At 67.9% G+C, this 23412-nt stretch carries 21 protein-coding genes; 5 read left to right on the forward strand and 16 right to left on the reverse strand.

Features of this window, described 5'->3' with window-relative positions; translation table 11 throughout:
* Window positions 1-52: 52 nt before the first annotated feature.
* The 3 genes from CWS39_RS02385 to CWS39_RS02395 are packed head-to-tail and all read right to left on the reverse strand — an operon-like array spanning window position 53 to window position 2496.
* Window positions 53-469 carry a hypothetical protein gene (locus CWS39_RS02385; RefSeq protein WP_102141308.1) on the reverse strand — a complete coding sequence of 139 codons (417 nt, stop codon included), beginning with the start codon at window positions 467-469 and terminating at the stop codon, window positions 53-55.
* Window positions 469-2166 carry a hypothetical protein gene (locus CWS39_RS02390; protein WP_233213343.1) on the reverse strand — a complete coding sequence of 566 codons (1698 nt, stop codon included), beginning with the start codon at window positions 2164-2166 and terminating at the stop codon, window positions 469-471. The genes CWS39_RS02385 and CWS39_RS02390 overlap by 1 nt, the downstream gene beginning before the upstream one ends.
* A gap of 15 nt (window positions 2167-2181) precedes the next feature.
* Window positions 2182-2496 (reverse strand): WXG100 family type VII secretion target, encoded by a 315-nt coding sequence (locus CWS39_RS02395; RefSeq protein WP_102141310.1) that lies wholly within the window; start codon window positions 2494-2496, stop codon window positions 2182-2184.
* A 173-nt stretch (window positions 2497-2669) separates the two neighbouring features.
* Here CWS39_RS02395 and CWS39_RS02400 point away from each other — a divergent pair, with 173 nt between their 5' ends.
* From CWS39_RS02400 to stf0, 4 genes are all read left to right on the forward strand, one after another.
* Window positions 2670-3224 carry a hypothetical protein gene (locus tag CWS39_RS02400; protein WP_142386796.1) on the forward strand — a complete coding sequence of 185 codons (555 nt, stop codon included), beginning with the start codon at window positions 2670-2672 and terminating at the stop codon, window positions 3222-3224.
* Between the two features lie 175 nt (window positions 3225-3399).
* Window positions 3400-3705 carry a replication initiator gene (locus tag CWS39_RS30205; protein ID WP_348535331.1) on the forward strand — a complete coding sequence of 102 codons (306 nt, stop codon included), beginning with the start codon at window positions 3400-3402 and terminating at the stop codon, window positions 3703-3705.
* A gap of 122 nt (window positions 3706-3827) precedes the next feature.
* On the forward strand, window positions 3828-5189 hold the full coding sequence (locus CWS39_RS02410) for a sulfatase family protein (RefSeq protein ID WP_102141312.1): 1362 nt from the start codon (window positions 3828-3830) through the stop codon (window positions 5187-5189).
* A 65-nt stretch (window positions 5190-5254) separates the two neighbouring features.
* The gene (stf0, locus tag CWS39_RS02415) at window positions 5255-6058 is read left to right on the forward strand and encodes a trehalose 2-sulfotransferase (RefSeq protein WP_102141313.1); all 804 of its coding nucleotides are present in this window, start codon (window positions 5255-5257) and stop codon (window positions 6056-6058) included.
* Here stf0 and CWS39_RS02420 read toward each other — a convergent pair.
* Window positions 6019-6810 carry a trans-aconitate 2-methyltransferase gene (locus CWS39_RS02420; RefSeq protein WP_102141463.1) on the reverse strand — a complete coding sequence of 264 codons (792 nt, stop codon included), beginning with the start codon at window positions 6808-6810 and terminating at the stop codon, window positions 6019-6021. The two genes, stf0 and CWS39_RS02420, sit on opposite strands and share 40 nt — an antisense overlap.
* A 42-nt stretch (window positions 6811-6852) precedes the next feature.
* Between CWS39_RS02420 and CWS39_RS28585 the strand changes: the two genes are divergently transcribed.
* Window positions 6853-8049, forward strand: a complete 1197-nt coding sequence (locus CWS39_RS28585; protein ID WP_142386797.1) for an alpha/beta hydrolase family protein — start codon at window positions 6853-6855, stop codon at window positions 8047-8049.
* On the opposite strand, the gene eccE is transcribed toward CWS39_RS28585, so the two are convergent.
* From eccE to CWS39_RS02480, 12 genes are all read right to left on the reverse strand, one after another.
* Window positions 8036-8935, reverse strand: a complete 900-nt coding sequence (eccE, locus tag CWS39_RS02425) for a type VII secretion protein EccE (RefSeq protein ID WP_233213328.1) — start codon at window positions 8933-8935, stop codon at window positions 8036-8038. The genes CWS39_RS28585 and eccE overlap by 14 nt on opposite strands.
* The gene (gene mycP / locus CWS39_RS02430; RefSeq protein ID WP_102141314.1) at window positions 8932-10311 is read right to left on the reverse strand and encodes a type VII secretion-associated serine protease mycosin; all 1380 of its coding nucleotides are present in this window, start codon (window positions 10309-10311) and stop codon (window positions 8932-8934) included. Before mycP ends, eccE begins: the two co-directional genes overlap by 4 nt.
* Window positions 10308-11714: a type VII secretion integral membrane protein EccD gene (gene eccD, locus CWS39_RS02435; protein ID WP_102141315.1), complete on the reverse strand. Its 1407-nt coding sequence runs from the start codon at window positions 11712-11714 to the stop codon at window positions 10308-10310. The genes mycP and eccD overlap by 4 nt, the downstream gene beginning before the upstream one ends.
* Complete coding sequence (locus CWS39_RS02440) at window positions 11696-12565, reverse strand: ESX secretion-associated protein EspG (RefSeq protein WP_102141316.1); 870 nt, start codon at window positions 12563-12565, stop codon at window positions 11696-11698. The genes eccD and CWS39_RS02440 overlap by 19 nt, the downstream gene beginning before the upstream one ends.
* Window positions 12566-12853, reverse strand: coding sequence for a WXG100 family type VII secretion target (locus tag CWS39_RS02445; RefSeq protein WP_102141317.1), 288 nt, complete (start codon window positions 12851-12853; stop codon window positions 12566-12568). It lies immediately after the preceding gene.
* Window positions 12854-12882: 29 nt separating this feature from the next.
* Window positions 12883-13176, reverse strand: a complete 294-nt coding sequence (esxG, locus tag CWS39_RS02450; RefSeq protein ID WP_102141318.1) for a type VII secretion system protein EsxG — start codon at window positions 13174-13176, stop codon at window positions 12883-12885.
* A gap of 49 nt (window positions 13177-13225) precedes the next feature.
* Window positions 13226-14791, reverse strand: coding sequence for a PPE family protein (locus tag CWS39_RS02455; protein ID WP_102141319.1), 1566 nt, complete (start codon window positions 14789-14791; stop codon window positions 13226-13228).
* Between the two features lies 1 nt (window position 14792).
* Entirely contained in the window at window positions 14793-15101 is a 309-nt protein-coding gene (locus CWS39_RS02460) for a PE family protein (protein WP_102141320.1), read from the reverse strand.
* Complete coding sequence (gene eccCa / locus CWS39_RS02465) at window positions 15101-19039, reverse strand: type VII secretion protein EccCa (protein ID WP_102141321.1); 3939 nt, start codon at window positions 19037-19039, stop codon at window positions 15101-15103. The genes CWS39_RS02460 and eccCa overlap by 1 nt, the downstream gene beginning before the upstream one ends.
* Window positions 19036-20562: a type VII secretion protein EccB gene (gene eccB / locus CWS39_RS02470; protein WP_102141322.1), complete on the reverse strand. Its 1527-nt coding sequence runs from the start codon at window positions 20560-20562 to the stop codon at window positions 19036-19038. Before eccB ends, eccCa begins: the two co-directional genes overlap by 4 nt.
* The gene (eccA, locus tag CWS39_RS02475; protein WP_102141323.1) at window positions 20559-22385 is read right to left on the reverse strand and encodes a type VII secretion AAA-ATPase EccA; all 1827 of its coding nucleotides are present in this window, start codon (window positions 22383-22385) and stop codon (window positions 20559-20561) included. The genes eccB and eccA overlap by 4 nt, the downstream gene beginning before the upstream one ends.
* A gap of 129 nt (window positions 22386-22514) precedes the next feature.
* The gene (locus CWS39_RS02480; protein ID WP_102141324.1) at window positions 22515-23408 is read right to left on the reverse strand and encodes an SAM-dependent methyltransferase; all 894 of its coding nucleotides are present in this window, start codon (window positions 23406-23408) and stop codon (window positions 22515-22517) included.
* Between the last annotated feature and the right edge of the window lie 4 nt (window positions 23409-23412).

Consider the following 23412-nt stretch of genomic DNA (forward strand, 5'->3'; position numbering starts at 1 on the left):
ACTCGCCGTGGTCCAGAATTACGTCGTGCTGGACCCTTACGGGCGGCAATCGCTACCGCGCCGGACCCCATGTCTTATCGGCGTTGGCGCGGCGTAACGCGCGTAGCGCATCACAAGTAGCTTCGACGGTGGACGGATCGGAGAACAGGCGCGCTATGGGGTCAAGGTTCGCCCGCGCCCATTCAATCTCCTCCACTACCGGTAGGTACTGGATCTCATCATGACCTTCCACGTACTGCCTGATGAGCGATATCCAAAACCAACTATCGGATGTCGAAAGCCGAGTTGGGGACACGGACAATTGCATCTGTCCGCGGTCATTTACCACCGACCATGTCAAGTCTGTTCCCTGTACCTTTAATGACGCGTTGATCCTCTCGCCGCCCGTCTTAGAATCCACGATGCGATACTGCGGATCTAGATACAAGAAATCAAGATATTTGAGAAAGAATTCGAGCAATGCCCTCATCAATTTCCTCCCTTGTCAGGTGGAGCGAAAGTCCAATCATCAACACGCTCATAGCCGTTGGCTTGTAGATATCTAATTTCAGCGCCCGTGTACGAATCGGGTCGAATTTCGTCATACGGCACCGATAGTCGGATGGTGTCGCCATTTGCAATTGCGACGTCCAATACATGTTGATTCGCGGCGAGTTGTTGAGTCGGTGTGGATGTATACCACGCGTCCCCGATGTCGAAGTAGCTCGCTCCCCGGTCTTCCGCCACTTCGATGTACGAAGGACCTCCGCTGCTCGGTTGATAGGGTCCGAGGACTGTTTCTCCGCTGCCGGTCAGGTGCTGCTCGGACAATCGGAGCAACTCAGGGCTCATATGCTCGGCCGGGTTGGCAAGTGTGAACTCGGGGCGCGAAACGTCGATCGGATTGCCAACTTCGAATGGCAAATCATGGGCGCTGGTTGGCCCATGGCCAGCTAGCAATGGGTTGTCTGGGAGTCCAGCGGCAAGAGGGTCTGCAGCAGGCGCCGGCCCTGGGCCGTCGATGACCTGGTGGGGTATGCCGTCGCCGAGTTCTCCGGCGCCGCGGGCGACGAGGGCGGCTTCGCCACCGAGGATGGCGCCGGGCGCGGTATAGGCGGTTTCGCCGAGTTGCTCACCCAGGTAGTGCCCGGGGTATTTCGTGGCGTGTTCGACTTCTGCGGTCCAAGAGTCGATGGGGTTGGTGATCCGTTCCCAGGCGCCTTTGCCCATGTCGGCCCAGGAGTCCTTGAAATCCTCCCATCCGTTCGCCCCGATCACGTCTCGGAGGCGTTCTTCGGCGTTAAACCAGCCTTCGGCGAACCCGTCAGAGACACTGGGACCCGGCCCAGGCTTCTCAGTGGGTTTATGGTCGGGCAAGGGTTGCCGGGCGGCGGCGACCATCGCATCGACCCGTGCCTCGATCTGATCCGCGGGCACGCCCTGGTCTTGCAGGATCCGCCGAGCGCTCGCTTTGGCGCTCTCAACAGCCTTGGGGTCCAACGGCACCGATGCCGCCCCGGCTGCTGGACCGGCTGCGGATGCCGCCGCGGGCTGCCCGGCGACCTGCTCGAGTGCATCATCCAGACTCTCCGGCGATGTGGGCGTGTCGTCAGCGGGCTTGGCGGCCGTTGCGACGGAGCGCGGCACTGGGAACGGCCCGATCTGCCCCGGCGCCGGGGTTGCCGCCGTCTCGCTTGCTCCGGAAGCGGCGCGGATCGCTTGCCCCAGATCAGAATCCACCAGCCGACCCGCGGCCAGGACGGCGGCGACGCGCTCCTGCAGGTCGGTGACCTTGGCCGCAACCTCGGCGGCCGCCTCGTCGGTCAAGTAGTCGGTGCTGGGCGGGATGACCTGGTTGGTGTCCTGGTCGATCTCCACCGGATAGGGCCCGGCGGCGGCATCATCGAGGATGTTCTTGATCTGGTTGTCGATGAGCTCGGCTTGTTCCTGAGTGCGGCCCATGCCGGTGGCGGCGGTGGTCAGGTTCTCAGCGGCCGCGTCATGATCACCCGCGGCGGCCAGCATCGCCGAGCGGGCGGCGTCGCCGCCTTCGCCCTCCCACGTGGATGCCTTGGCCAGTACGCGGTAGAAGTCGGCGGAGTTGGTGTGGTTGGTGGCGGCTTCGCGGGTAGCGGTGGCCAGGTCGTCGATCTCGGCGGGCCACTCGCGCAGCTCCCGCAAGTTCATCGCCACGAACTCCGCCTACGGCGCAGGGGCAGTATCGTCGATGGTGCTCGCGCCATGAGCATCGGTGCGCACATACCCGTCAGCCGCTGCGCGGTGCGCTTGGGCGTGTTTCGCGAACTGCTCGCCGAACCGCGTGGCGTCGGCCTCCCACGCCGCCAGCATCCCCGGCAACGCCGCACCAGCCTGGCCCGAGCCGAGATCAACATGACCGGCCCGCGACTGCGCCGCGTCGTGCGCTGACTGGAATCCGCTGCCCTGAGCGTCCAGCTGGCCTGCCGTCTCGTGCAGCTTGCGCGGATCAACCCTCAACGGCTTCCCCGGAGTCGTCATACGTCCCCCTTGCAGCAAACCCGGCGTCAGCCGCAGACTACCACCAACCGCCGGGGTCTAGAGACGCCACGGCGACCTTCCGGAACCCGACAAGGCAGGTCAGCCCGGCTGCCATCGCGGCCGCGCCGCGCGCTGTGGTGTACTGCCGTGATGGCACCACACCCCGCGAGGCGATGAAGAGTCCACAGGCGATGCTTCGATATTTGCAAGCGCAGCGCCAGCAAACGGAAGACAAGATCGGTCAGCGGCCCATCGGTGTCGCCGCCTGCGCGGTGCTCGATGAGCTGATCCGCCGAACCCGGGTTCTGGCCGCCGCCGTGCCCGCCGACGCACCCCTGACCCTCGCTGTCATCAACAATCACTTCTCCGACCTCGCCGCCACCCTGGCGTTTATCTCCACGACGTTGAGAAAGATGGCCGACCTGGAGATGGAGGGCGGCAACGCCGTTGAGGTGCGCCGTCAACCGTTGCTGCGGTTCGTCGCAAGGGTCCGGGCCGACGGCTACGAGGTCGCCGACGATTTCACCGTGACCGACACCATCGACTGGGCAGCCCTGGATGGTGGCAGTGTTGCATCCGTTGAGGTTCAGCACGCCGCGGAGAGGATCGCCCGCGCCGAGCAGGCCACCATCTACCAGCAGCGCATCGAACGCATGGCCCGTGAGGTCGCTGAGACCGAGTACGGGTACGCGCAGCGCATCCGCGACCTGATCGACGAGATCGGCTGACCGGCGGCGCGGCACGCGCTGGGCTCGGTAACCGGGCTCACGGCGCGCCGGTCTTGGGCACCAGCGCGATTGCGCGGGTGCGGGCGTTTCATGTCACCGACACCGACATCGCCTGGCTGGCCAACCATTTCGCCCCGCCACCCCGGCCCCACCGCGGCACGAACGGGGCCCGGCGGTGATCAGCCTGGCCGCGGCCTCGCTGTCGGACTGGCTCGCGCCGGGATCGGCGGCGGTCGGGTTCTGCGCCCAGCCGATCCACGCCACCGCCCACGACCCGCACACCTGGCGACCGGTGGCGGTGATGATCCGCTGCAGCAACCGCCGCGCCGCGATGTGCCCGTCGTGTGCCGACCTGTACGCCGCCGACAGCTGGCAGCACATCCATGCCGGCACCTGCGGCGGCCACCAAGCATGCCTACCACCGTGGCGTCTTAGCTTCCTCAAAGTTGTCTGCCACACCGCGGCCTCGATTCTGCGCTGATGGCGCTGGTTACTCGTACTTCTCCGCCATAGCCGCAGCGTCGACGCAAAGATGACGATGAGTCAAAGGGTTGCCGAATCCACTCGCCGGCTATTCGGTAGAGCCATGGCAAAGGGGCGGATGTGACGCGACGAGACAACGTGCTGATCGTGCACTGGCACGACCTCGGCCGCTACCTCGGCGCCTACGGCCACGCCGACGTGTCCAGCGCCCGCCTCGACCAGCTCGCCGCCGACGGCATCCTGTTCACCCGCGCGCATGCCACCGCGCCGCTGTGCTCACCGTCGCGCGGCTCACTGTTCACCGGCCGCTACCCGCAGAGCAACGGCCTCGTCGGCCTGGCTCACCATGGCTGGGAATACCGGCCCGACGTCCGCACCCTCCCCCACCTGCTGTCCGAATCCGGTTGGCACACCGCACTATTCGGTATGCAGCACGAAACCTCGTATCCCGCCCGGCTCGGTTTCGACGAGTTCGACGTGTCCAACTCCTACTGCGAGTACGTCGTCGCGCAGGCCGTCCGCTGGCTGCAGCACCCGCCGACGACGCCCTTCCTGCTCACCGCCGGCTTCTTCGAAACCCACCGCCCCTATCCGCCGGAGCGCTATACGCCCGCCGACCCCGACACCGTCACGGTGCCCGACTATCTGCCCGACACCGCGGAGGTCCGCCAGGACCTCGCCGAGTTCTACGGCGCGATCACCGTCGCCGACGCCGCCGTCGGCGAGCTCCTGGATACGCTCGCCGCCACCGGGCTCGACCGCACCACCTGGGTGGTCTTCATGACCGACCACGGCCCCGCCCTGCCACGTGCCAAGTCCACCCTCTACGACGCTGGCACCGGCATCGCGATGATCGTCCGCCCGCCCACCGGCGCCGGCATCGAGCCGCACGTCTACGACGAGCTGTTCAGCGGCGTCGACCTGGTGCCCACCCTGCTCGACGTGCTCGGCGTCGACATCCCCGACGACGTCGACGGCATTTCACACGCCGCCAATCTCCTGAAGCCACCGCGACCCCCCGTGCGGACCGAGGTCTACACCACGAAGACCTACCACGACTCGTTCGACCCCATCCGCGCCGTTCGCACAAAGGACTACAGCTACATCGAAAACTACGCGCCCCGACCGCTGTTGGACCTGCCGTGGGACATCGCCGACAGCGCACCCGGTCGGGCGATGGCGCCGAAAGCTCGAGATCGGCGGCCCGACCGTGAGCTCTACGACCTCGTCGCCGACCCCTCCGAATCACGAAACCTGTTGAGGGCCGAGACCACCGACAAGGCGGAGGCCATCGCCAACGATCTGGCGCTGCTGCTCAACGACTGGCGGCAGAAGACCAACGATGTCATTCCCTCTGAATTCGCCGGCACGCGCATCTCGGAGCGTTACACCGAAACCTATTTGCGTATTCACGGCAGGCCCGCGGAAAGCCGTTCGGCCATCGCAGCCGACCGAGGGATCGAAGATGTTCGCAGACAATAGTTTTCGTCGCCGTGAACTTAATCGTCGCGCTGCACAGCTAACCAATTGCGGTTAGGCTCACGCGCATGTCTGGCCATCCGACGGCATATCTGGTCCTCGCATCGCAGCGCAGCGGCAGCACGCTGCTCGTCGAATCGTTGCGCGCCACCGGCGTGGCCGGCGAACCGCAGGAGTTCTTCCAATATCTCCCGCACACCAGCCAATCGCCCCAGCCGCGGGAATGGTTCGCCGGGGTGGAAGACGAATCCATCCTGCGACTGCTCGACCCCCTCGACGACGGCACACCCGATATCGCGCCCGCCGACATCTGGCGGGACTACATCCGCACCGTCGGCCGCACCCCCAACGGCATCTGGGGCGGCAAGCTGATGTGGAACCAGACCCCGCTGCTGATCCATCGCGCCAAGAATCTGTCGAACCGCTCCGGCGACGGGCTGCGCGCCGCTATCCGCGACGTGATCGGCAGCGAGCCCGTGCTGGTGCATGTCCACCGTCCCGACGTGGTGTCCCAAGCGGTTTCGTTCTGGCGGGCCGTGCAGACCCGGGTGTGGCGCGGGCGGCCCGATCCCATTCGCGATGCTCGCGCCGAGTATCACGCCGGAGCGATCGCTCACATCATCACCATGCTGCGCGAGCAGGAGAAGGGCTGGCGGGCATGGTTCGACGAAGAGGGGCTCGACCCCATCGAGGTGAGCTATCCGTACTTGTGGCGCAACCTCACTCAGGTGGTCGCGACGGTGCTCGAAGCATTGGGTCTGGATCCGCGGCTGGCGCCCCCTCCGGTGCTGGAGCGCCAAGCCGATCAGCGCTCCGATGAATGGGTGGACCGCTACCGCGCCGACGCCGCACGCGACGGGCTGCCCACCTGAGCGACCACGAACACCCGCCGGAACGGAAAGAACGTCGTGCCGTCGGGACGGGCCGGATACGCCTCATCCAGCAACGGAATCAGCTCCCGACGGAACTGCTGCCACTGCTCGTCGGTGAGGCGGCTCTTCACCGGCGTCAACGCGGTGCCGGTAATCCATTCCAGCACTGGATGTTTCCCCTGCAGCTCGTGCACATAGGTGGTCTCCCACGCATCGACGGCGCATCCGGCGTCAGTCAGCAGCCCGGCGTACTCGACCGCACTGGACACCACTTTGCCGTCACGAAACGGCATGTCCCGCAACGGTTCCGACCATGGCGGCCGCTCGGCGAGCTCGCGGACCGCCCGGTGCGACGGGGCGTCGAAATTGCCCGGCACCTGCATGGCGATCCACGCGCCGGGGCGCAGCTGAGAAGCCCAGCGCACCAACAACTCCGCATGCTCGGGCACCCAGTGCAGCGTCGCGTTGCTCACCACGACGTCGGTGTCGGGCGCCGGTGTCCAGTCCCGAACATCGCCGATCCGCGCGTCGACGCCACGCTCACGCGCAGCCTGCACCATCTCCGGTGAGCTGTCCCACGCCTCGATCACCGCGGCGGGCCAGCGCTGCGCCAGCGCAACGGTGAGATTGCCCGGCCCACAGCCCAGGTCGACCACCCGGCGCGGCGTGTCCGCCCCCACCCGGGCCATCAGGTCGACGAACGGCCTGCCCCGCTGGTCGGCAAACGCCAGGTAGACTTCGGGATTCCACATCACCATCCACCGTATAGCGTCCCACGGGCTACCATCGTCGCGATGTCCGATGACGCCGTCCCCGTGGACCTCCCCATCCCGCTACCGGACGTCCCCGGGGCTGATGCGAGTACGGGTGGGCTGCCGCGGCGTGCCGATCTGACCCTGCGCCAGCGCCTCATCGTGGACAGTTCGGCCGTCGCCGACATCGCCCTGCGCACCGCGATCGCCTCGCTGATCAGCACCACCATTCTGCCCAGCATCGCCGGTTCGGTGCTGAGCCGCTCCGAGGCCCGTGCCGAACGCGAATACCTGCAGTTCTACGCCGAACTGGCCGCCAAGCAGGACCCCGCACTCGCGTTCCCCAAACCGACAACGCCCCCGCGGGTCTCCTCGCGCCCGGCCAATCCCGTCGCCGAGTGGATGGCCAACGGCCGGGTGCACAACCTGCGCTTCCAGAGCAGCTTCGAGGCGGTCAATCCCGCACTGCGGGAGCGCTGCCGCAGCTATGAACGCAACAACGTCGTCCACGCCCAGCACTGGGTGCACGACGACGGACCGCACCCCACCCTGTGTCTTATCCATGGCTTCATGGGCTCGGCGTACCTGTTCAACGGGCTGTTCTTCTCGTTGCCGTGGTTCTACCGCGCCGGCTACGACGTGCTGCTCTACACCATGCCGTTCCACGGCCGCCGCGCCGAAAAGTATTCGCCGTTCAGCGGTTACGGCTGCTTCGCGCACGGCTTCGCCGGATTCGCCGAGACCATGGCCCAGGCGGTGCACGACTTCCGCTCGGTGATCGACTATTTGGAGTTCACCGGTGTCGATCGGATCGCGTTGACGGGCATGTCGCTGGGCGGCTACACCGCCGCGCTCATCGCGTCGGTCGAGGACCGCATCCAGGCCGTGATCCCGAATGTTCCTGTGGTGACGCCTGATAGGACGGTCGACGAGTGGTGGCCGGCCAACATGGTGGTCGCGTTGCAGAGCCTCATCGCCAACACCGACCGCGACCTGGCCAACGCGGCCGGGATGTATCACTCACCGCTGAACTACCGACCGCTGGTGCCCAAGGACCGGCGGCTGATCATCACCGGACTGGGCGATCGGTTGGCACCGCCGCAGCAAGCCGAATTGCTGTGGGAACACTGGGATCGCTGCGCATTCCATTGGTTTCCGGGTAACCACATCTTGCACGTCAGCCAACCCGACTACCTGCGTCGGATGACGCGCTTCATGCGCGACTTCATGTTCGACTGAGCTGCGGCTGCTCCACCAACCCGTCGGGCACCGGCACCGCCCCGCCCTCCAGCGGGTACACCGACCGCGGGCTCAACGCCTGCAGCGCCGGCCGGTGCCGTCCGCTGTGCGGGGTCAGCCCGGGCAGCGGCGCGCCCGCGGTCGGCTTGTCGTTAGTACGGAACGAGCATCCGACTGCGATCTTGGGATCCTTTGGGCTTCCCGAGAATTCGATCGCGGTCCAGGTGTCGTTCGACGGGTAGCCGCGGATTTCGGCCAGGGTTTCGGCGAGGCGGTCGGTGGCGTCGACGCGGTAGGCGGCGACATAGCCTGACTCGTCGCGCATTCCGCGCCAGGTCTCCTTACCGGATCTCGGGGCCGGACCGTCGACACCGTCGACCATCGTCACCGCCACCCCGGTCTCCCGAAGGTGGTCAGCCAACCGCCGCGCAGTGATCTCGGCGGTTTCTCGCAACGGGATCTGCGGGGATCGGGCCTGTAACGCCGCGAGATTCTCGGCGGCGTCGAGTGTCAACCCGATCCAGGTGGCGCCCCCGCCCGAGGTGATCCGCACCGACGCGGCCGAGATGCCATACCGGTCCAGGTAACTGACGATCAGCGGCAGCGGAAGCTCCGTCGGCTCGCCAGCATCGGTCTGCAGCAGCGCGGTAGTGCGGGTGGGCCCCTGTTGTGCACCGTGACCGGAATCCTTGCGACGATTACGTCGCCACAACGCGATTCGGCGGCCGACAAGGTCGGTGACGAACGCCCCGCGCCACCACGCGAACAGCACGATGACGGCCGTCACGGCCGTGCCGAGCAGCCACCAGTCGACGGTCGACGACCACGGGTAGGCCATTGCGGCGGGGACAATGAACAACAACGCCAACGTGATTCGGGCCGTCATGTGGCCTTGTCCTTTCGTCGATGCGCGGCAACGGCGGCCACAATCAGCACCACGAGCGCGAGCGCGCCGGTGCCGGCGAACGCGATGGTGCGCGGGGTGAGGTCACGCGGTGCCGGCGGTGGTGGGGCGGCGATCGGCTTGGCCGATGGCGGTTGGGTTTCACGCTCGGCGGGCACTTCCCACGTCAGCGCCGCCACCGGGTCGACGCTGCCCGCGCCGACCAGATTCGACGGGGAGCGGGCCCCGTCGTGTGCGGTCGCCGTGAGCCGATGCATCACCTGCTCGGCGTTCAAATGCGGAAACTTGCTGCGCACCAACGCCGCAACGCCCGATACGTAGGCCGCCGCGTAGCTGGTGCCGCTGATCGGGAACAGCTCCTGCTGGTCGTTGGGCAGGCCGTTGGCCAGCCCGCCATTGGGGGCGTTGCTCACCGATGTGATGTTCTCCCCCGGCGCCGCGATGCCGAGCCACGGCCCGGCCATGGTGAATTCGGACGGCTGGCCCGCGGGAGTCAACGAGCCGACGGAGAGCACATACGGTTGCCACCACGACGGAACGGACACCGAGGTGACGCCGGACCAGTTGCGTGGATCGTCGGGCCGGCTAGCGTCGTTGAGCGGATTGGATTCGCACGCCGACCCGGTGCCCATGCCGGCCCGGTTGTTGCCCGCCGCGGCGACGATCACCGCATCCTTGTCCACCGCAGCGTATTTCAGTGCCGCGCCGAGTGCCGCCTGGTCGATGGGCTTGTTGGCCGGCAGGCAGGTGACGGCCGAAATGTTGATGACCCGTGCGCCGAGGTCGGCGGCGCGCACCACGGCCCGGGCCAGACTGACGACGTCGGCCGCGGCGCGTGCCAGCGTCGGGTCCTCACCCGGCGTCTGCGGCGCGAACTTCGCTGAGGTCTGCCGGATCGAGATGAGCCGCGCGGCCGGTGCCACGCCGGAGAATTCGTCGTCGCCGGGCTGTCCGGCGATCAGTCCGGCCACCAATGTGCCGTGCCCGTCGCAGTCGGTCAGGCCGTCGGTCGCCTCCACGAAATCGCCGCCCGGGTCGACGTTGGGCAGCCGCGGCCCCGGTTGCACACCGGTGTCGATGACCGCGACCACTTGGCCTTCACCGCGGCTGTGCTGCCAGGCCTCGGACAGGTTGAGCGCCTGCTGATTCGGGCTCAGCCCGCCGGGGTTGCTGCCGGCCAGCACGCCCGTCGTGGTGCACGCACCCCGCTGCGCCATCGGTGCGACCGGCCCCGGGTTCCCGCTCGGCGGGGCCACCGACGCGTCGACCTGCGGCGGGCCGATGGCGCCCGCCGACGGACAGCTGACCAGCGCCACTGTGAAAGTGGCTGTCAGCGTGGATAGTACGGCCCTGATCACCGATTGAGCACCCAGCTGAACAGGCCGACCAGGTACGCCATGGCCGGAATCAGCGATGCGTCGATGCCGGACGCGAGGAACCCGACCAGGCGGCGCACCGGCAGCGAATAGCTCTCCGGGGACGCCACACTCGGGTTCAGCGCGACCACGACCCACACCACGACCAAGGCGGCCAGCACCGCCAGCGCCCACCAGGCGGCGACATAGCGACCGGTGACGGCGAACGTCACCAACAGCGTGACCGTGACCAGATACGAGTGGCCCAGCAACCACGCCTTGCACGGCGCCGAATCCCACACCCGCGCACGCAAAGTCGCTCCAGCAGCCACAGCCACCACCACGTACCACGCCCACGGCGAGGCCCCCGCAGGTCCGACCAGTGCCAGGGAACCGAGGACACCGAGCAGCACCCCGGCCGCAATGAATCCGGTCTGGTGAGAATCGCCGGCCCGGACCCGTCGCGGCAGGTCTTCGAGAACCTTCAGCGGCAGCGCCGACGGCGTCGGGTCACCGGGCGCCGGGATAACAGGTAGCGGGAACCGGGCCCACGCCGCCGACAGTTGCGCGGCCTGCACCGTTACCAACAGCCCCGCCACGATGAGTCCGCAGCCGAGCTTGACCAGCGACAGCTCCCAGACGCTCGCGGCCGCTGCGGCGAGCAGAATCGCGAGGCCGACCACGGTGGACGCCGTGAAGAACGCGATCGCGCGGTCACCGAGCGTGACGGCGATGATCGACCATGCCGTCACACCGGCGGCGGCGAGCATGATCTGCGGTGCGCCGAATTCGCCTGGGATCGCCAGCGCCAACGCCGCAGCCACCGGCACCAGCGCGGTCACCGACAGCGCGGTGGCCAGCCGCGGGGAACGGGCCCGGCTCAGCAGGGCACCCACGACCGTTGCCACGGCGATGCCACTGACCGTGAACAGGCCCAGCGCCTCGCCGGTGACGACGCGATGCGCGACGGCCAGCGCGGTGCCGATGAGGATCAAGCCGATCGATGCCAGTGCCGCGGCGCGCTGGATTTGCGCAGTCCCCCAGGGCCGTTCGCGGGCTGCGGAGAAGATCATCGCGGCGTCGGCGATGTCCTCGATGATGCGCGGTGCGGGTGGTCCGGCCAGCACCGGTTGCAGCACCAGGAGATCACCGTCGACCACGCCGACCGTGTCGAGCGTGGCGTCCAGACTGAACGGCGCGCCGCCGACGGGTGCGAGGCTCATCAGTTGCGGCGCCCGCGCGGATTTCGCGTCGTCGTCGGCGGGGCGTACCAATCGTTGGACGGCGGGCAGGATTTCGCGCAGCGGCAGTTCGGCCGGCAGCGCCAGTTCGGTGAGGCGCCCACCGTCCTCGGCCGAGGCCAGCACGGCCACGCGGACGATCGGCATCACAGTGTTGTCGGACATGGTGTTCTCTGGTTTTCCGTTCTTTCGTCGAAATCTCGGGTGAGGGACAGGTCGGGGAACCACGGCCCACTGGGCAGGGTGGCGGTCAAGCGTTCGACCGCCGCGGCGATGGCGAACGATTCGCCGGGCGAGAACGTCGAGATCCATTCGCCGTCGAAGGCCCGTGCCGGGCTCACCAGGATCCGCCCCGCCGGAGTGTCGACGATGCTGACGCCGACCTCGGTGCTGACGCGGTGACCGTCGCGGTGCTCGCCGCCGACGATTTCCACATAGCAGCGTCGCGGGTCGAACGCAGCCGTGACGACCGGCTTCGCCGACACCGGAACGCCCAGGAAGTCAAGAATTTCCGCCAGGTCGGCGCCGTTGCGGAGCTGTTCGTCGGCCCGAGCACCGACGCGTGCCGGCATCGCGAACTCGTCGAAGCGCGCCGGCGGTTTCTGGGCCAGCCCGGCGCAGAGCACTGGGACGAGCGCCTGCGGGTGGTCGATGTTCATCTCGGTGAACGTGACCAGTTGCGCGTTGCGCAGGGCCACCACGGTCTGGCCGTCGCGGCGTGCGAGCACACCGCGCAGCAGATCGCCCGGCCCCGAGACGAATCTGAGTTCGAGCCACTGCTCGGCCCGGCAAACCAGCCGGATCCATTGCGCCACAGCCGGGTTGATCGCATCATCACCGGTCATCACGCCCATGCGGACCAGGCTCGCGGTCTGCTCGGCCGCGAACCTGGTCCGTTCGGACGGCTCACTGTAGGGCGGCGTGATGGCCAGCACCCAAGGGAAGGTGCCGGCCCCGACGGATTCGCCAATGAACCACGCCTGCTCGACAGTCAGCTCGACTGCGTTAAACCGCACTTAGCCCCACTTGGCGCCTTCGGCCTGATCCCGGGCGCTCATCGACATGGTGTTCATCTCGTGGGTGCTGGCCATCGCCCGGTATGCGCGGACGAGTTCCTCGAGGCTGGCATTCCACTGCTCCTGCCACGCCTGGTAGGTCATCCCGGTGTCACCCTGCCACGCGCCGGACAGCGCGGCCTGCTCGCTGGCGATGTCGGCACCGACGGCGTGCAAAGCGCCTGCGTAGCTTGCCATTTCACCCGCGTGCGCGATCATCGCCGGGTAGTTGTACATGATCTGAGACATATGTGTTCCCTTCTGGTGTTACCCGGTGATCAGATGGCGGTGTAGGTGCTGGCCGCCGCGGCGTCCTCGGCCACATAGGTGCCTGCGGCGTCGCCCAGGTTGACCTGCGCGATGTCGAGCAGCGAGTTGATCTTGGCCGACACTTCCACGAACCGGGCGTGCGCGGCCTGGAACGCGGCCGAGGACTCGCCCATGTGGAACGCCTGCGACGACTGCGCGGCCTGCTCGGCCTGCGCGATGGTGCTGCGCATCAGCGCGGCCTTCGCGCCGAAGGTCGCTTCAGAGGCGACCAGTTGCGGGATGTGAGCGTCGAGGAGGCTCATGGCTTTTCCTTTCGATGTGGTGACTGACGGTGGTGTGCGGGTGATCTGTTCAGGTGCGCGCTCCCCCCTTCGGATCCGCGCCGGAATCGTCGTCGGGATCCCACGTTCCGGGCAGCATCGGGCTGACGGGTCCGCTGCCGAACGCGTCGCCCGCGAGCGTCGTCAGTCCGGTGGCCCCTGCGGATTCCTTACCGGCGGTGCCGGTGAAGCCCATCGGGCCGGCCCCGCGCGCCGACGCGGTGACACGAGGTTCTTCGGGTGCCGGCGGCTCGTCGGGCTCGGGCTCGTAATCCATGTAGGCGTCGGCGTAGTCCTTCATCTCGGCCGCCTTCTTACGGCGCCGCTTGCGTCGCTGCGCCGCCGATGCCGCAGCCGCCGCGGCGGCCGCCGCGGGCACACCCGCCGACGGCGCTTTGGCGCTGGTGCGGTCCTTGATGATCGGCGTGAATCCCTCGCCGGGGTCGGCGCCGCGCACTGCGTAAGGGACCGCGGGTGCCGCGGCAGCCGCCGCCGACCCGGCAGGCACTGCAGGCGCACCGCCCGGAGCACCGCCCGGCGCGCCGGCGGGTGCGGCCACCCCGCCCGGTGCGGGCACTCCGGCCACCGGCCACACATTCGACTGCTCCGCGCGGGCGAAAGGTGTCGCCGATTGCTGCGGCGCCTCCTCGGCGTCAGCCGGCACGTCGGCCTGGTTGGTGAGGTAGTCGGTGAGCAACACCAGCCCGGCGATGCCCAACGGCACCAAGAACGGCGAACTCAGGATCATCGCCCACGTTGGCCAGCCGACCAAGTTAAAGAACACCTGATATGCCACCAGGAACAGGAGCGGACCCCACGTCACCAAGGCGGCCGACGGATTGGTGAGGAAGTCGTTGATCAGTTGGCCCAGGTTGCCGATCGGGTCCTGCAGGAAGTCGAGGATGGGCCCGTAGAGCTGGTCCAGAATGTCGAGATACCACCCGATCGGATCGGAGATGATGTCCGAAAGGTTCAGCGCCGAACCGGATTCGGCGGCCTGCGCCTGTGCGCCGAGCTGCTGGAACGTCGCCGCGGCGCTACCGGCCTCACCCACGCCCGGCTTGAGGAGAAACGGCGCCGGCGTCGAGGCGGGTGTCGCCGCGACAGCCGCGCCCGAAACGGCTTGGTAGGTCGACATCGTGGTGGCCGCCTGGATCCACATCCGTACGTAATCGGCCTCGTTCAGGGCGATCGGGATCGTGTTGATACCGAAGAAGTTCGTCGCCACCAGGACCGCGTGGATGGTGTGGTTGAGTGCCAGCTCGGCCAGCGTCGGCATGGCGGCCAACGCCGCGGTGTAGGCGGCCGCCGCGGTCTCGTGCTGTGCGGCCGTCGCGGCGCTCTGTGCGCTGGCCTGGGCCAGCCACGCCAAGTACGGGCCGTGGGCGGCGACGTACTGTTCGGCGCTCGGGCCTTCCCACGAGCCGGCCTGCACCGCGGCCAGGGTGCTGGTGAGTTCCGCTGCTGCCGAGGCGTATTCGGTGCTCAGCGACTGCCACGCCCCAGCGGCGGCCAACAGCGACCCGGGGCCAGGACCGCTGCTCAGCAGCGACGAGTGCACCTCGGGTGGCAGCGCCATCCAGATGGGGGCGGTCATGTCAGCCGCGGGCGATCAGGTACGACGCCGCAGCCAGCGCGTCGCCTTCGGCGTAGCTGGTCCCGGACTGTGCCACGCCGACTCCGGAGCGGCCCAGCTCTTCCACACCCTGTGCGGCGGCGGCCTCGTGTTGGGTGCCGTGAGCGCTGAAACCCGTTGCGGTCTGCAGAGATACCGCATCGGCGGCGGGCGGGATGACCGCGGTGATGAGCGGGGCGGCAGCGGCGTGCGCCGCCGCCAGGCGAGCGGTCAGCGCTTCGACCGTTGCGCTGGCGGCGGCCAGGCCTTCGGGAACCACTCTGAGATTCATCAGTTGTATTCCTTTCCGTACGTGGCAGTTTCAGCGACAAGCGGGTTGACGAGTTGGACGAACGTCGGGGTGTCGGTGTCGTCGAGCAGCATGGCGCGGCCAGCGGGCAACCGACTGAAACGGTGGCCACGCAGTTTTCCGCCGTCCGCCGGATTGCCGGACAGCATCAGCGTGGTGGCCTGCAGGTCGTTGAGCCGCCGCAGCAGCGGGGCGGTCATCACTGCGTGCGCCGAGCCGGCCGCGCGGGCGGTGACGATCACTCGCAGGCCGAGATCGGCGGCCTGCGAAAGCAATCCGATCAGCGGCGTCCAGGGGCGCTGCCCGACGTAGGGTCCGCTGACCGCCGGGCTGTCGGGGATCTGGTCGACGTCGTCGACGATCAGATAGTGCGTATGGCCCTGGTACGACCAGCCGTTGAGCTCCTGGGCGCTGAGCCCGGCCGGCGGACGGCGCTTTTCGATCAACGCCGACAGCCCCATCATCGCCGGGATGATCCGGTCGATGTTCGGGGTGTACTCGTTGTCGGGGAACAATGGCTCGTCCACCAGATGCAGCCGCCGGTCGATCACCGTGAAGGCGACCTGGTCTGGATGCGAGTTCTCCCGAATCGTGCGGATGAGGTGCCGCAGCAGCGTGGTCTTGCCGGTCTTGGCGTCGCCGAACACCATCAGCAACGGGTTCTGCGCGAAGTCCAGGGTGACCGGGGCGAGATCCTCCTCGCGCTGGCCGATCACCACCTGCTCCGGGCCGGGATACAGCTGGCCCAGTGCCGCGGGCGCCAGATCGGTCGGGAGCAACCGGATCGGCGGCGCGGTGACGTCCGGGTACTTCGCGTTGATCGCCGCGACGCTGGCCAGCGGGGGCTTCGCGAACAGGAAATGCTCTGCGGCCATGGTCAATCCGCGGCCCGGCTGGTCGGCGGGTACGCCGTCGGCCGGACGGCGCAGCGCGCCGACGACGCGGACGTTACTGTCCTGCGAGTCGTGCAGTTTGAGCTCCAGCCGCAGCCCGAGCCCGTCGCGCATGGTCAACGGCACCTCGAGCCAGTTCGGCGTGGTGATCACCACGTGGATGCCGTAGGACATCCCGGTGTTCACCAGCTCGGTGACCTTGGCCAGCAATGGGTTTCGCGTGTTGAAGGTGTCGGTGTTGTCCCGGCTGAAGGCGTAGAGGTTGTCGATCACCAGGAACACCTCGCCGTAACCGTCATCACGGAAGCCGGCGCCGCGCTGCCGGCGTGACCGCAGCAGTTGTTCCAGTTCGGCGAAGGTGCGGCGGATACGTTCGGGTTCCAGCGGCGAGGCGACACTGCCGACGTGCGCCAGGTCCTTCACCGCGGCCAGTTGTCCGCCGCCGTAGTCCAGGCAGTAGAACGTCACGTCGCGCGGTGAATGCAGCGCCGCAGCGGAGAGGATGAACGTCTGCAGCGCCGTCGACTTGCCCGACTTCGGGCCGCCATGGATCACCATGTTGGCGGCCGCCGACGAAGCGTCGAACACCAGGGGGTCGCGGCGCATCTCGAACGGCTTGTCGATCTCGCCGAGAGGCCAACGCCGTTGACCCGCAGGGATGCCCGCCCGCTGCAGCACCGACTCCAGCGAAATCGGCTCGTCCAGCGGCGGCAGCCACAGTTGCGGGGCTTTCGGCCCGTACTGCGCCAGCTGCTCGCCGATGGTGGCGATCAGCTTGCGGGGCGGACGCACGTCGACGTCGTCGTCGGCCTCGACGATCACGGTGTCGGGCTCTGGTTCCACCCGTGCCGCGGTGAACAGCTGCGGCTGCGGAATAGCATGCACCACAATGGCTTTCTCTTTGCGGGGCGGTTCGTAGATGCCGTCGACGTAGGTGCTGCGGAACTTGATCGGAATAGCTCCCGGGGCCGGCACCAGATAGCCCTCGCCCTTGTGCTCGCGGCCCGACTCGATGTGGTAGGCATCCTCGACGCCGATGATCTGGCGGGAGATGCTCGGGCTGGCGACCTTCAAGCCGATCCGGTAGGAGGTGTTCTTGTCGATGTCCTTGATCTTGCCGACGTCGAGGGTCTGCGACGCAAACAAGAGGTGGATCCGGAACGACCGGCCCTTGCGGGCCACGTAGTCGAACAGTTCGGCGTACTCCGGGTGGTCGGCCAGCATCAGGGTGAACTCGTCGGCCACCACAAACAGCGTTGGCATCGGCGGCAGGTCGTGGCCCGCGGCGATGGCAGCCTCGTACTCGGTCACCGAGTTGAAGGCGCTGCCCTGCACCCGGCGGCCGGTCTCCTTGAGGATCTGCTCGCGGCGGGCCACCTCCCCGCGCAGCGTGTCGGCGAATCGGTCGGCCAGGGAACGCTTCTCGGCCATGTTGGAGATGACCGCGACGACTTGGGGGAAGTTGCGGAAGATGTCCGCACCCGCTTCACCCTTGAAGTCTGCGTAGATCACGATTAGCCGATCGGCCGGGTGCGTCGTCAACAGCGACAGCAGAATCGACATCAGCGTCTGCGACTTGCCCGATCCGGTCATACCGATCATCAAGCCGTGCGGACCCATGCCGCCTTCGGCCTCGTCCTTGAGGTCGAAGATCAGCGGCTCTCCTGTGGCCGTCACGCCGATCGGCACCCGCAGTTCCTCGTCGCGGCTGCGCGGGGCCCACAGGCTCGCCACGTCCAAGGCCGATGCGTCGGGAATACCGAGCAGAGTGGTGAAGGTGGCGCCGCCGCCGGTGGCGGTCGAGCGCGCCTGGTTCGGGTTCGAATCCCACCGGGCCAGCTGCCGGGCAATATGGCCGGCGTCCGCGGCGTCAAGACCGTCGGCGGCGTCGATGTAGGCCTGCCAGCCGCTGCTCTGCCAGCGTTCGATCTTGCCGTCGGCGATGCGCAGAATCGGCCGTTCGGGGTCCGGATACTGTTCGCGGTGCGGGGCTTTCGCGATTCGGTGCACCACGGTGACACCGGCAAGGCCGGGCTTGCGGATGAACGCGTCGGGGTCAGCGTCGGGGTCGTCGAGCACGATCAGCAGGTGCCGGCCCGACGCGGCGCCCTGGCCGGCGAACGGCGGACGCTCGGCCAGCTCCGGCTCCAGCAGCGCGCGCAGTTCCGCCGCACCGGTGGCCAGGTAGCGGGCCGGCCCGACGCCGTCGGCCTGGCCCGGAACATCAACGTGGGGCAGCCATTTCAGCCACGACCAGTCATCGGCTTCCAACTCCGGTGTGGCCAGGGCGACACCCAGCACCGTCGGGTCATGCCATGTCACGGCCTGGGCGATCCACGCGCGCAATGCATCACGGACCTCGTCGGCGTCGCCGTAGACGGTGATCCGCGCCAGTTTGGTGATGTCGATGCCGGTCGGCGCGTTGCGCACCGTGCGCTGCACGTCGAGCAGGCCGCGCAAGGTGCTGTGCGACACCGGCTCCAGGTCGATCTCATCCGCGGTGTCCTTGACCCGCAGCGCCGTGTTCAGCGGAACATCATGCAGGCCCGCGCGCAACACCAGGAAGTCGGCGTCGTGCGGGTCGCGTTCCCACTGCCGGCGGGTGCCCGGGATCGCGGCCAACACCTGCGGCGCGGGGTGCGACCACTCCAGTGCCGCACGCTGTTCGGCGGCATGGGCGCGGACGTTGTCGCGGACCACGGAGAGGTAGCGCAGATAGTCGGCGCGTTCGGCGTCGACCTCTTCGGTGCGCATCTTGTTGTCCGAGCCGCGGTACAGCGCGGTGGCGGCCAGCAGCAAGACGAACGGGAAGAACAGTGTGGTCGGTGAAATCAGCCGCATGCCGGTGGCCACCAGCGCCACGATCATCCCGACGATCAGGATCACGATCAGGTAGGGCAGCACCCGACGCAGCAGCGACGGCGGCACCAGCCGGGGCAGTTCCGGCGGAGGCTCGATGGTGATGGTGCCCTTGCGGGTTGGCGGCGGCGGGAGCCGGCGATGGTGCTCGAAGATCAACCTGCTCATCGGGCCTCCAGCCGGGCGGGATTCGGTGCGGGCGCAAGGGCGTCGTGCGCCAACAGCGCGTCGCTGCGGGACAGGGTCGGGCCGGCGGCGAACTGTGCCAGCACCGACCAGGGAATGGGCAGCGGCGGCGAGCTAAGCCCAAGCGCACCAAGGGTTTTGTCGTCGCCCGCGGTGTCGATGCCGTAGCGGACGCCGGTGTCGCTCACCCAGAACAAGGATCCGGCGAGCGGCGAGCCGGGTTCGGCGCCGCCGGTCTGCACGAAGTATCCGCTGCCCGGCGACAGCGCGACCCGGTCGGCGCCTTCGGAGCCGACCAGCGCGACGGTGTGCTGGTCGTCGGGCAGGGGCAACGCGGCACCGGACAGCAGTGTCAGCGAACTCGTCGCCGCCTCAGCCGGTTTCGCCCAGCGCGCACAGGTGACCGGGTCGTCGGCCGCGCTGACCAGCGTGATGGGTTCGGCCGGGTAGGCGTCGGTGTCGATGCCATGCGCGACCGGCATGCGCGCCACCTCGTCGGCCCCCAGCCGTGGCGGCTGGTCGAGCCCGAATGAGTTGGTGTTGCGCAGGATTGCCGCCAGCACCGGTGAAATCGGTTGTAGCCCATCGGTAAGCACCGCGTAGTGCCGAATCGAGTTGTCGGCCTCGTAGGCGGCCACCACCGCGCCCACCGGGGCGGATAGCGGCAGCGGGAAGCGCGGCGGCTCACCGGCGCCCGGAATGGGCGGGGCGGAGAGCGCCGGGCCCTCGGGGATCGCGTTGAAGAGTCCCGCCGCGATCGGTCGAGGCGCCGGAATGTCGACGCCGAGGCCGACGGCGTCGGTGATCGCGCGGTTGCCCAGGTCGATGGCGCTGCGCCGGCCGTCCCAGAGCAGCCAGGCGCCCGCGTCGTTGCGCACCAGCACGGCATGGTTGTCGCGCAGCGTGCCGGCGCGTTCGCCGTCGGTCGAAAGGTCGCCGGCGATCAGCGTCACACCGCTGTTGGGGCCGGACACCGCGTCGCACACCGTCCAGTCGGCGTCGCGAGATGCGTTCTGCACCATGCGTTCCGGCGCGCCAGGGATGCCCAGCAGATTGCCACGCGGGAACCGGTCGAGCTCACTGGTCTTGACGGTGGTCGGGTTGTCGGGCCGTCCCGCGATCAGCCGTGCAGAGGTGAGATTGAGTACCGGGTGCAGTTGTTCGCCGACCCGCACGTACAGCGCCGCGGTGGACCGGTCGGCGAGGATCGCGTCGTTACCGGCAACACCGGCGGGGCGGATCCACGAGAAGATCAGGCAGCCGATCAGGCCGGTGATCAGGATCAGCCCGCCGACGAGCACCGCGCGCGACTGAGTGCGCAGCGGGTCGACCAGCATGCGGGTGTCATGCAGCGCAACGCCAGATGCGATGCGGCGCATGACGAATCGCCAACCCGATACCTGATGTCGGGTGACGAAGCCGCGCCGGTAGACGACCTGATCGGGGTTCTCATTGGCCGGTGTGCGCGAGGTGAAAGAGCGTCGGTCGTCGTTGTTTTCGCTCATGCCGGCACCGACAGGCCGAGGCCCCGCAGCAGTGGCGCGGCCGAGTTGCGTACATCTTCGACAGTGATCGTCATCAGTTCGTCGTCCGTGAATTCCTCGGCGTCGGAATGGTCAAGCCGGTATTCGCGCTCCTCTTCGGAACGCTCGACGAGGTTGCGGACGAACCGGCCGTTGCCCGCGATGTCGAGGCTGCGCCGCGCCACCCCGTTGGCGTCCGGACTCGTCGATTCGGCGAGGTGGGCGAATAACCTCTCCATTTCGTGGATGGCCGCGGATTCGAAGATGCTGTCCCGTTTCTGGGCCATCAGCGTGGCGATCTCGACGAGCTCGTGTGGCGAGTACGACGGGAAGTCGATGCTGCGGGTGAACCGCGACCGCAGGCCCTCGTTGGTGTCGAGGAACATGTCGAGGTCCTTGCGATAGCCCGCCACGATGACCACCAGGCGATCGCGGTCGTTTTCCATCCGGGCCAGCAGCGTGTCGATGGCCACCAGGCCGAAGTCGTTCTTGGCGCCGGTGGACACCAACGCGTATGCCTCGTCGAGGAACAGCACGCCGTCGAGCGCGCTGTCGATGATCGCGTTGGTCTTGGCTTCGGTTTCGCCGATGTGTTGGCCGATCAGGTCGGCGCGGTGCACTTCGCGCACCGTCTCCTTACGTAAAAGCCCTAGGCCGCAATAGATCTTGGCCACCACGCGGGCGATGGTGGTTTTACCGGTGCCCGGGGGGCCGGCGAACACCAGGTGGTTGGTGCGGTTGGCGACGGTCAGGCCGCGCTCCTGGCGGCGCAATGCCATTGCCACCGAGCTCTTCAGTCGGGCCACCTGATATTTGACCTCTTCGAGCCCGATGAACTCGGCGAGCTCGGCCTCGGCCTCGATCAGCAAGTGCGCCTTGCGTTCTTTGGCGTCCGGGTCGACGAATTCGGCTTCGGTGGGTTCGGTTTCGGGATCCCACGGATCGGTTCGGGCGTCGATGCGGGCGGCCGTCGTGGTGACCAGCCCGTAGGTCGGATCGGTCAGCGCGTGCTCGATGTCGGGGTTCTCCGGATTGGCCGCGTAGAGGTCCTGCAGCACCTCGTTGGCATCTTCGTCCTCCCCCTGAGCCCGCAGCGCCAGCGCCTTGGCCAGCGCGCCGTCGACGGCGGCCACCGCCACCGGACCGGCCGGGTCCTCCAGATACGACAGCGCCGGGGCGAACATCCCGAGCCGGGCCAACGCGATGCCCAATGCAATACGCGCCGCGTGCGAGAACACCTCGTCCAGCGACGTGTCGGTGACGATCGGGGTGAGCAGCCGCACCACGTCGGACCACCGTGCGGTGCGGTAACACATCGCCACCCGAACCCAGCGGGCCTGCAGCCAGCCCGGCCGCCGGTCGATCAGCGCACCGACCAGCCGGTCGGCTTCGGCGTACTCACCTTTGTCGCAAAGCATTGCGGCGTAAGCCAATTGAAAGTCATCGGGTTCAGTCGCCCGGAACTGCAGATACAGGCCGGTGTCATAGGTGAAGCCCAGCGCGCCGGCGTCGAGGTCGATGTGGCGCTGCAGCACTCCGGCGCTGGCCACCGTCTGCCAGATTGCCTCGACGACGCGCGGGGACACGTCGCCCGCGGCGGCCAAACCGGTCCAGGCATCGCATTGGTCGTGCGCGACACGCGTCAGCGCGGTGAAACCGGACCGCGCGGTGGCCAGATCGGCGGGGCGTTTGCGGTCATGGACCGACAGGCCCAAAGCGCGACAGCACGTCGCGAACCGGCTGACGACATCGGGGTCGACGCGGTCTTGCGCAGGAGCCGCGAGGGTGTCACTACCTGTGTCCATGATTCTTCACGGAAGCGTGTCGCCCCCGTCGTCTCCCCTTAACTATGGCTAAGCTAACTTTCGGCTGAAGTTAGCATTGCATAAGCTAAGTGTCGAGACGCACGGTCTACCGCCGGAAGGTGACCCTGGTCACCTCTTCGTCGCGCTGACCAGGCTCATGGAGGCCAACATGGGGCCGGCGTCGGTGTCCATCCCCGCGACCGGGCGGCCGACCCGGCGCAGATAGTCGGGCAGCCGAGTGGCCTCGGCCGTCCAGCCGCGGGTGCTAAACCACTGGTCAGCGGGGGCATGCTGCTCGTTGTAGACCAGAGTGAAGAAGGTGCCTTCCTCACCGGCGGCGCGCTCCTCTTCCCGCTTGGCCTCGAAGACGTCGCGGGGCATCGGTGCCGCCTCCTCCACCGCCGCTCGGCTGCCCCGGCTCGCGAGGGCGTCAATTCCGGTGAACAAGCTCTCCTGGGCGGTTGCGGGCAAATACAGCAGCAGCCCCTCGGCGAGCCACGCCGACGGCTTGGCGGGATCGAAGCCGGCGTCGCGTAGCGCGGCGGGCCAGTCCTCGCGCAGATCCACCGGAACCTCGCGACGCTCGGCGCGGGGCGTGTCTCCGCGGTCCGCCAACACCTCTCGCTTGAAATCGAGCACCCGCGGCTGGTCGAGTTCGAAGACCAGCGTGCCGGCCGGCCACCCGAGCCGGTATGCGCGCGAGTCCAGGCCTGCGGCCAGGATGACGATCTGGCGCACACCGGCATCGGCGGCGTCGGCGAAATAGGCGTCGAAGTATTTGGTCCGCGCGCCTTGGAAATTCACGAAGTGCTCGCCGAACTCCGATTTGAGGTCGTGGTCGGGCGCGGCGCCGTCGAGCAGGGCGGACCACTGGCCCCCGACCGCCCGGCAGAACACCTCCGCGTACGGGTCGACGGCGAGCGGGTCGGGCTTGCACGCCTCCAATGCGCGGGAGGCGGCGACGAACAACGCCGTCGACCCGACGCTGGTCGTGATGTCCCAGGTGTCGTTGTCGGTACGCATGATC

It is taken from the genome of Mycobacterium hubeiense (assembly GCF_002838065.1).
Classification (GTDB): domain Bacteria; phylum Actinomycetota; class Actinomycetes; order Mycobacteriales; family Mycobacteriaceae; genus Mycobacterium; species Mycobacterium hubeiense.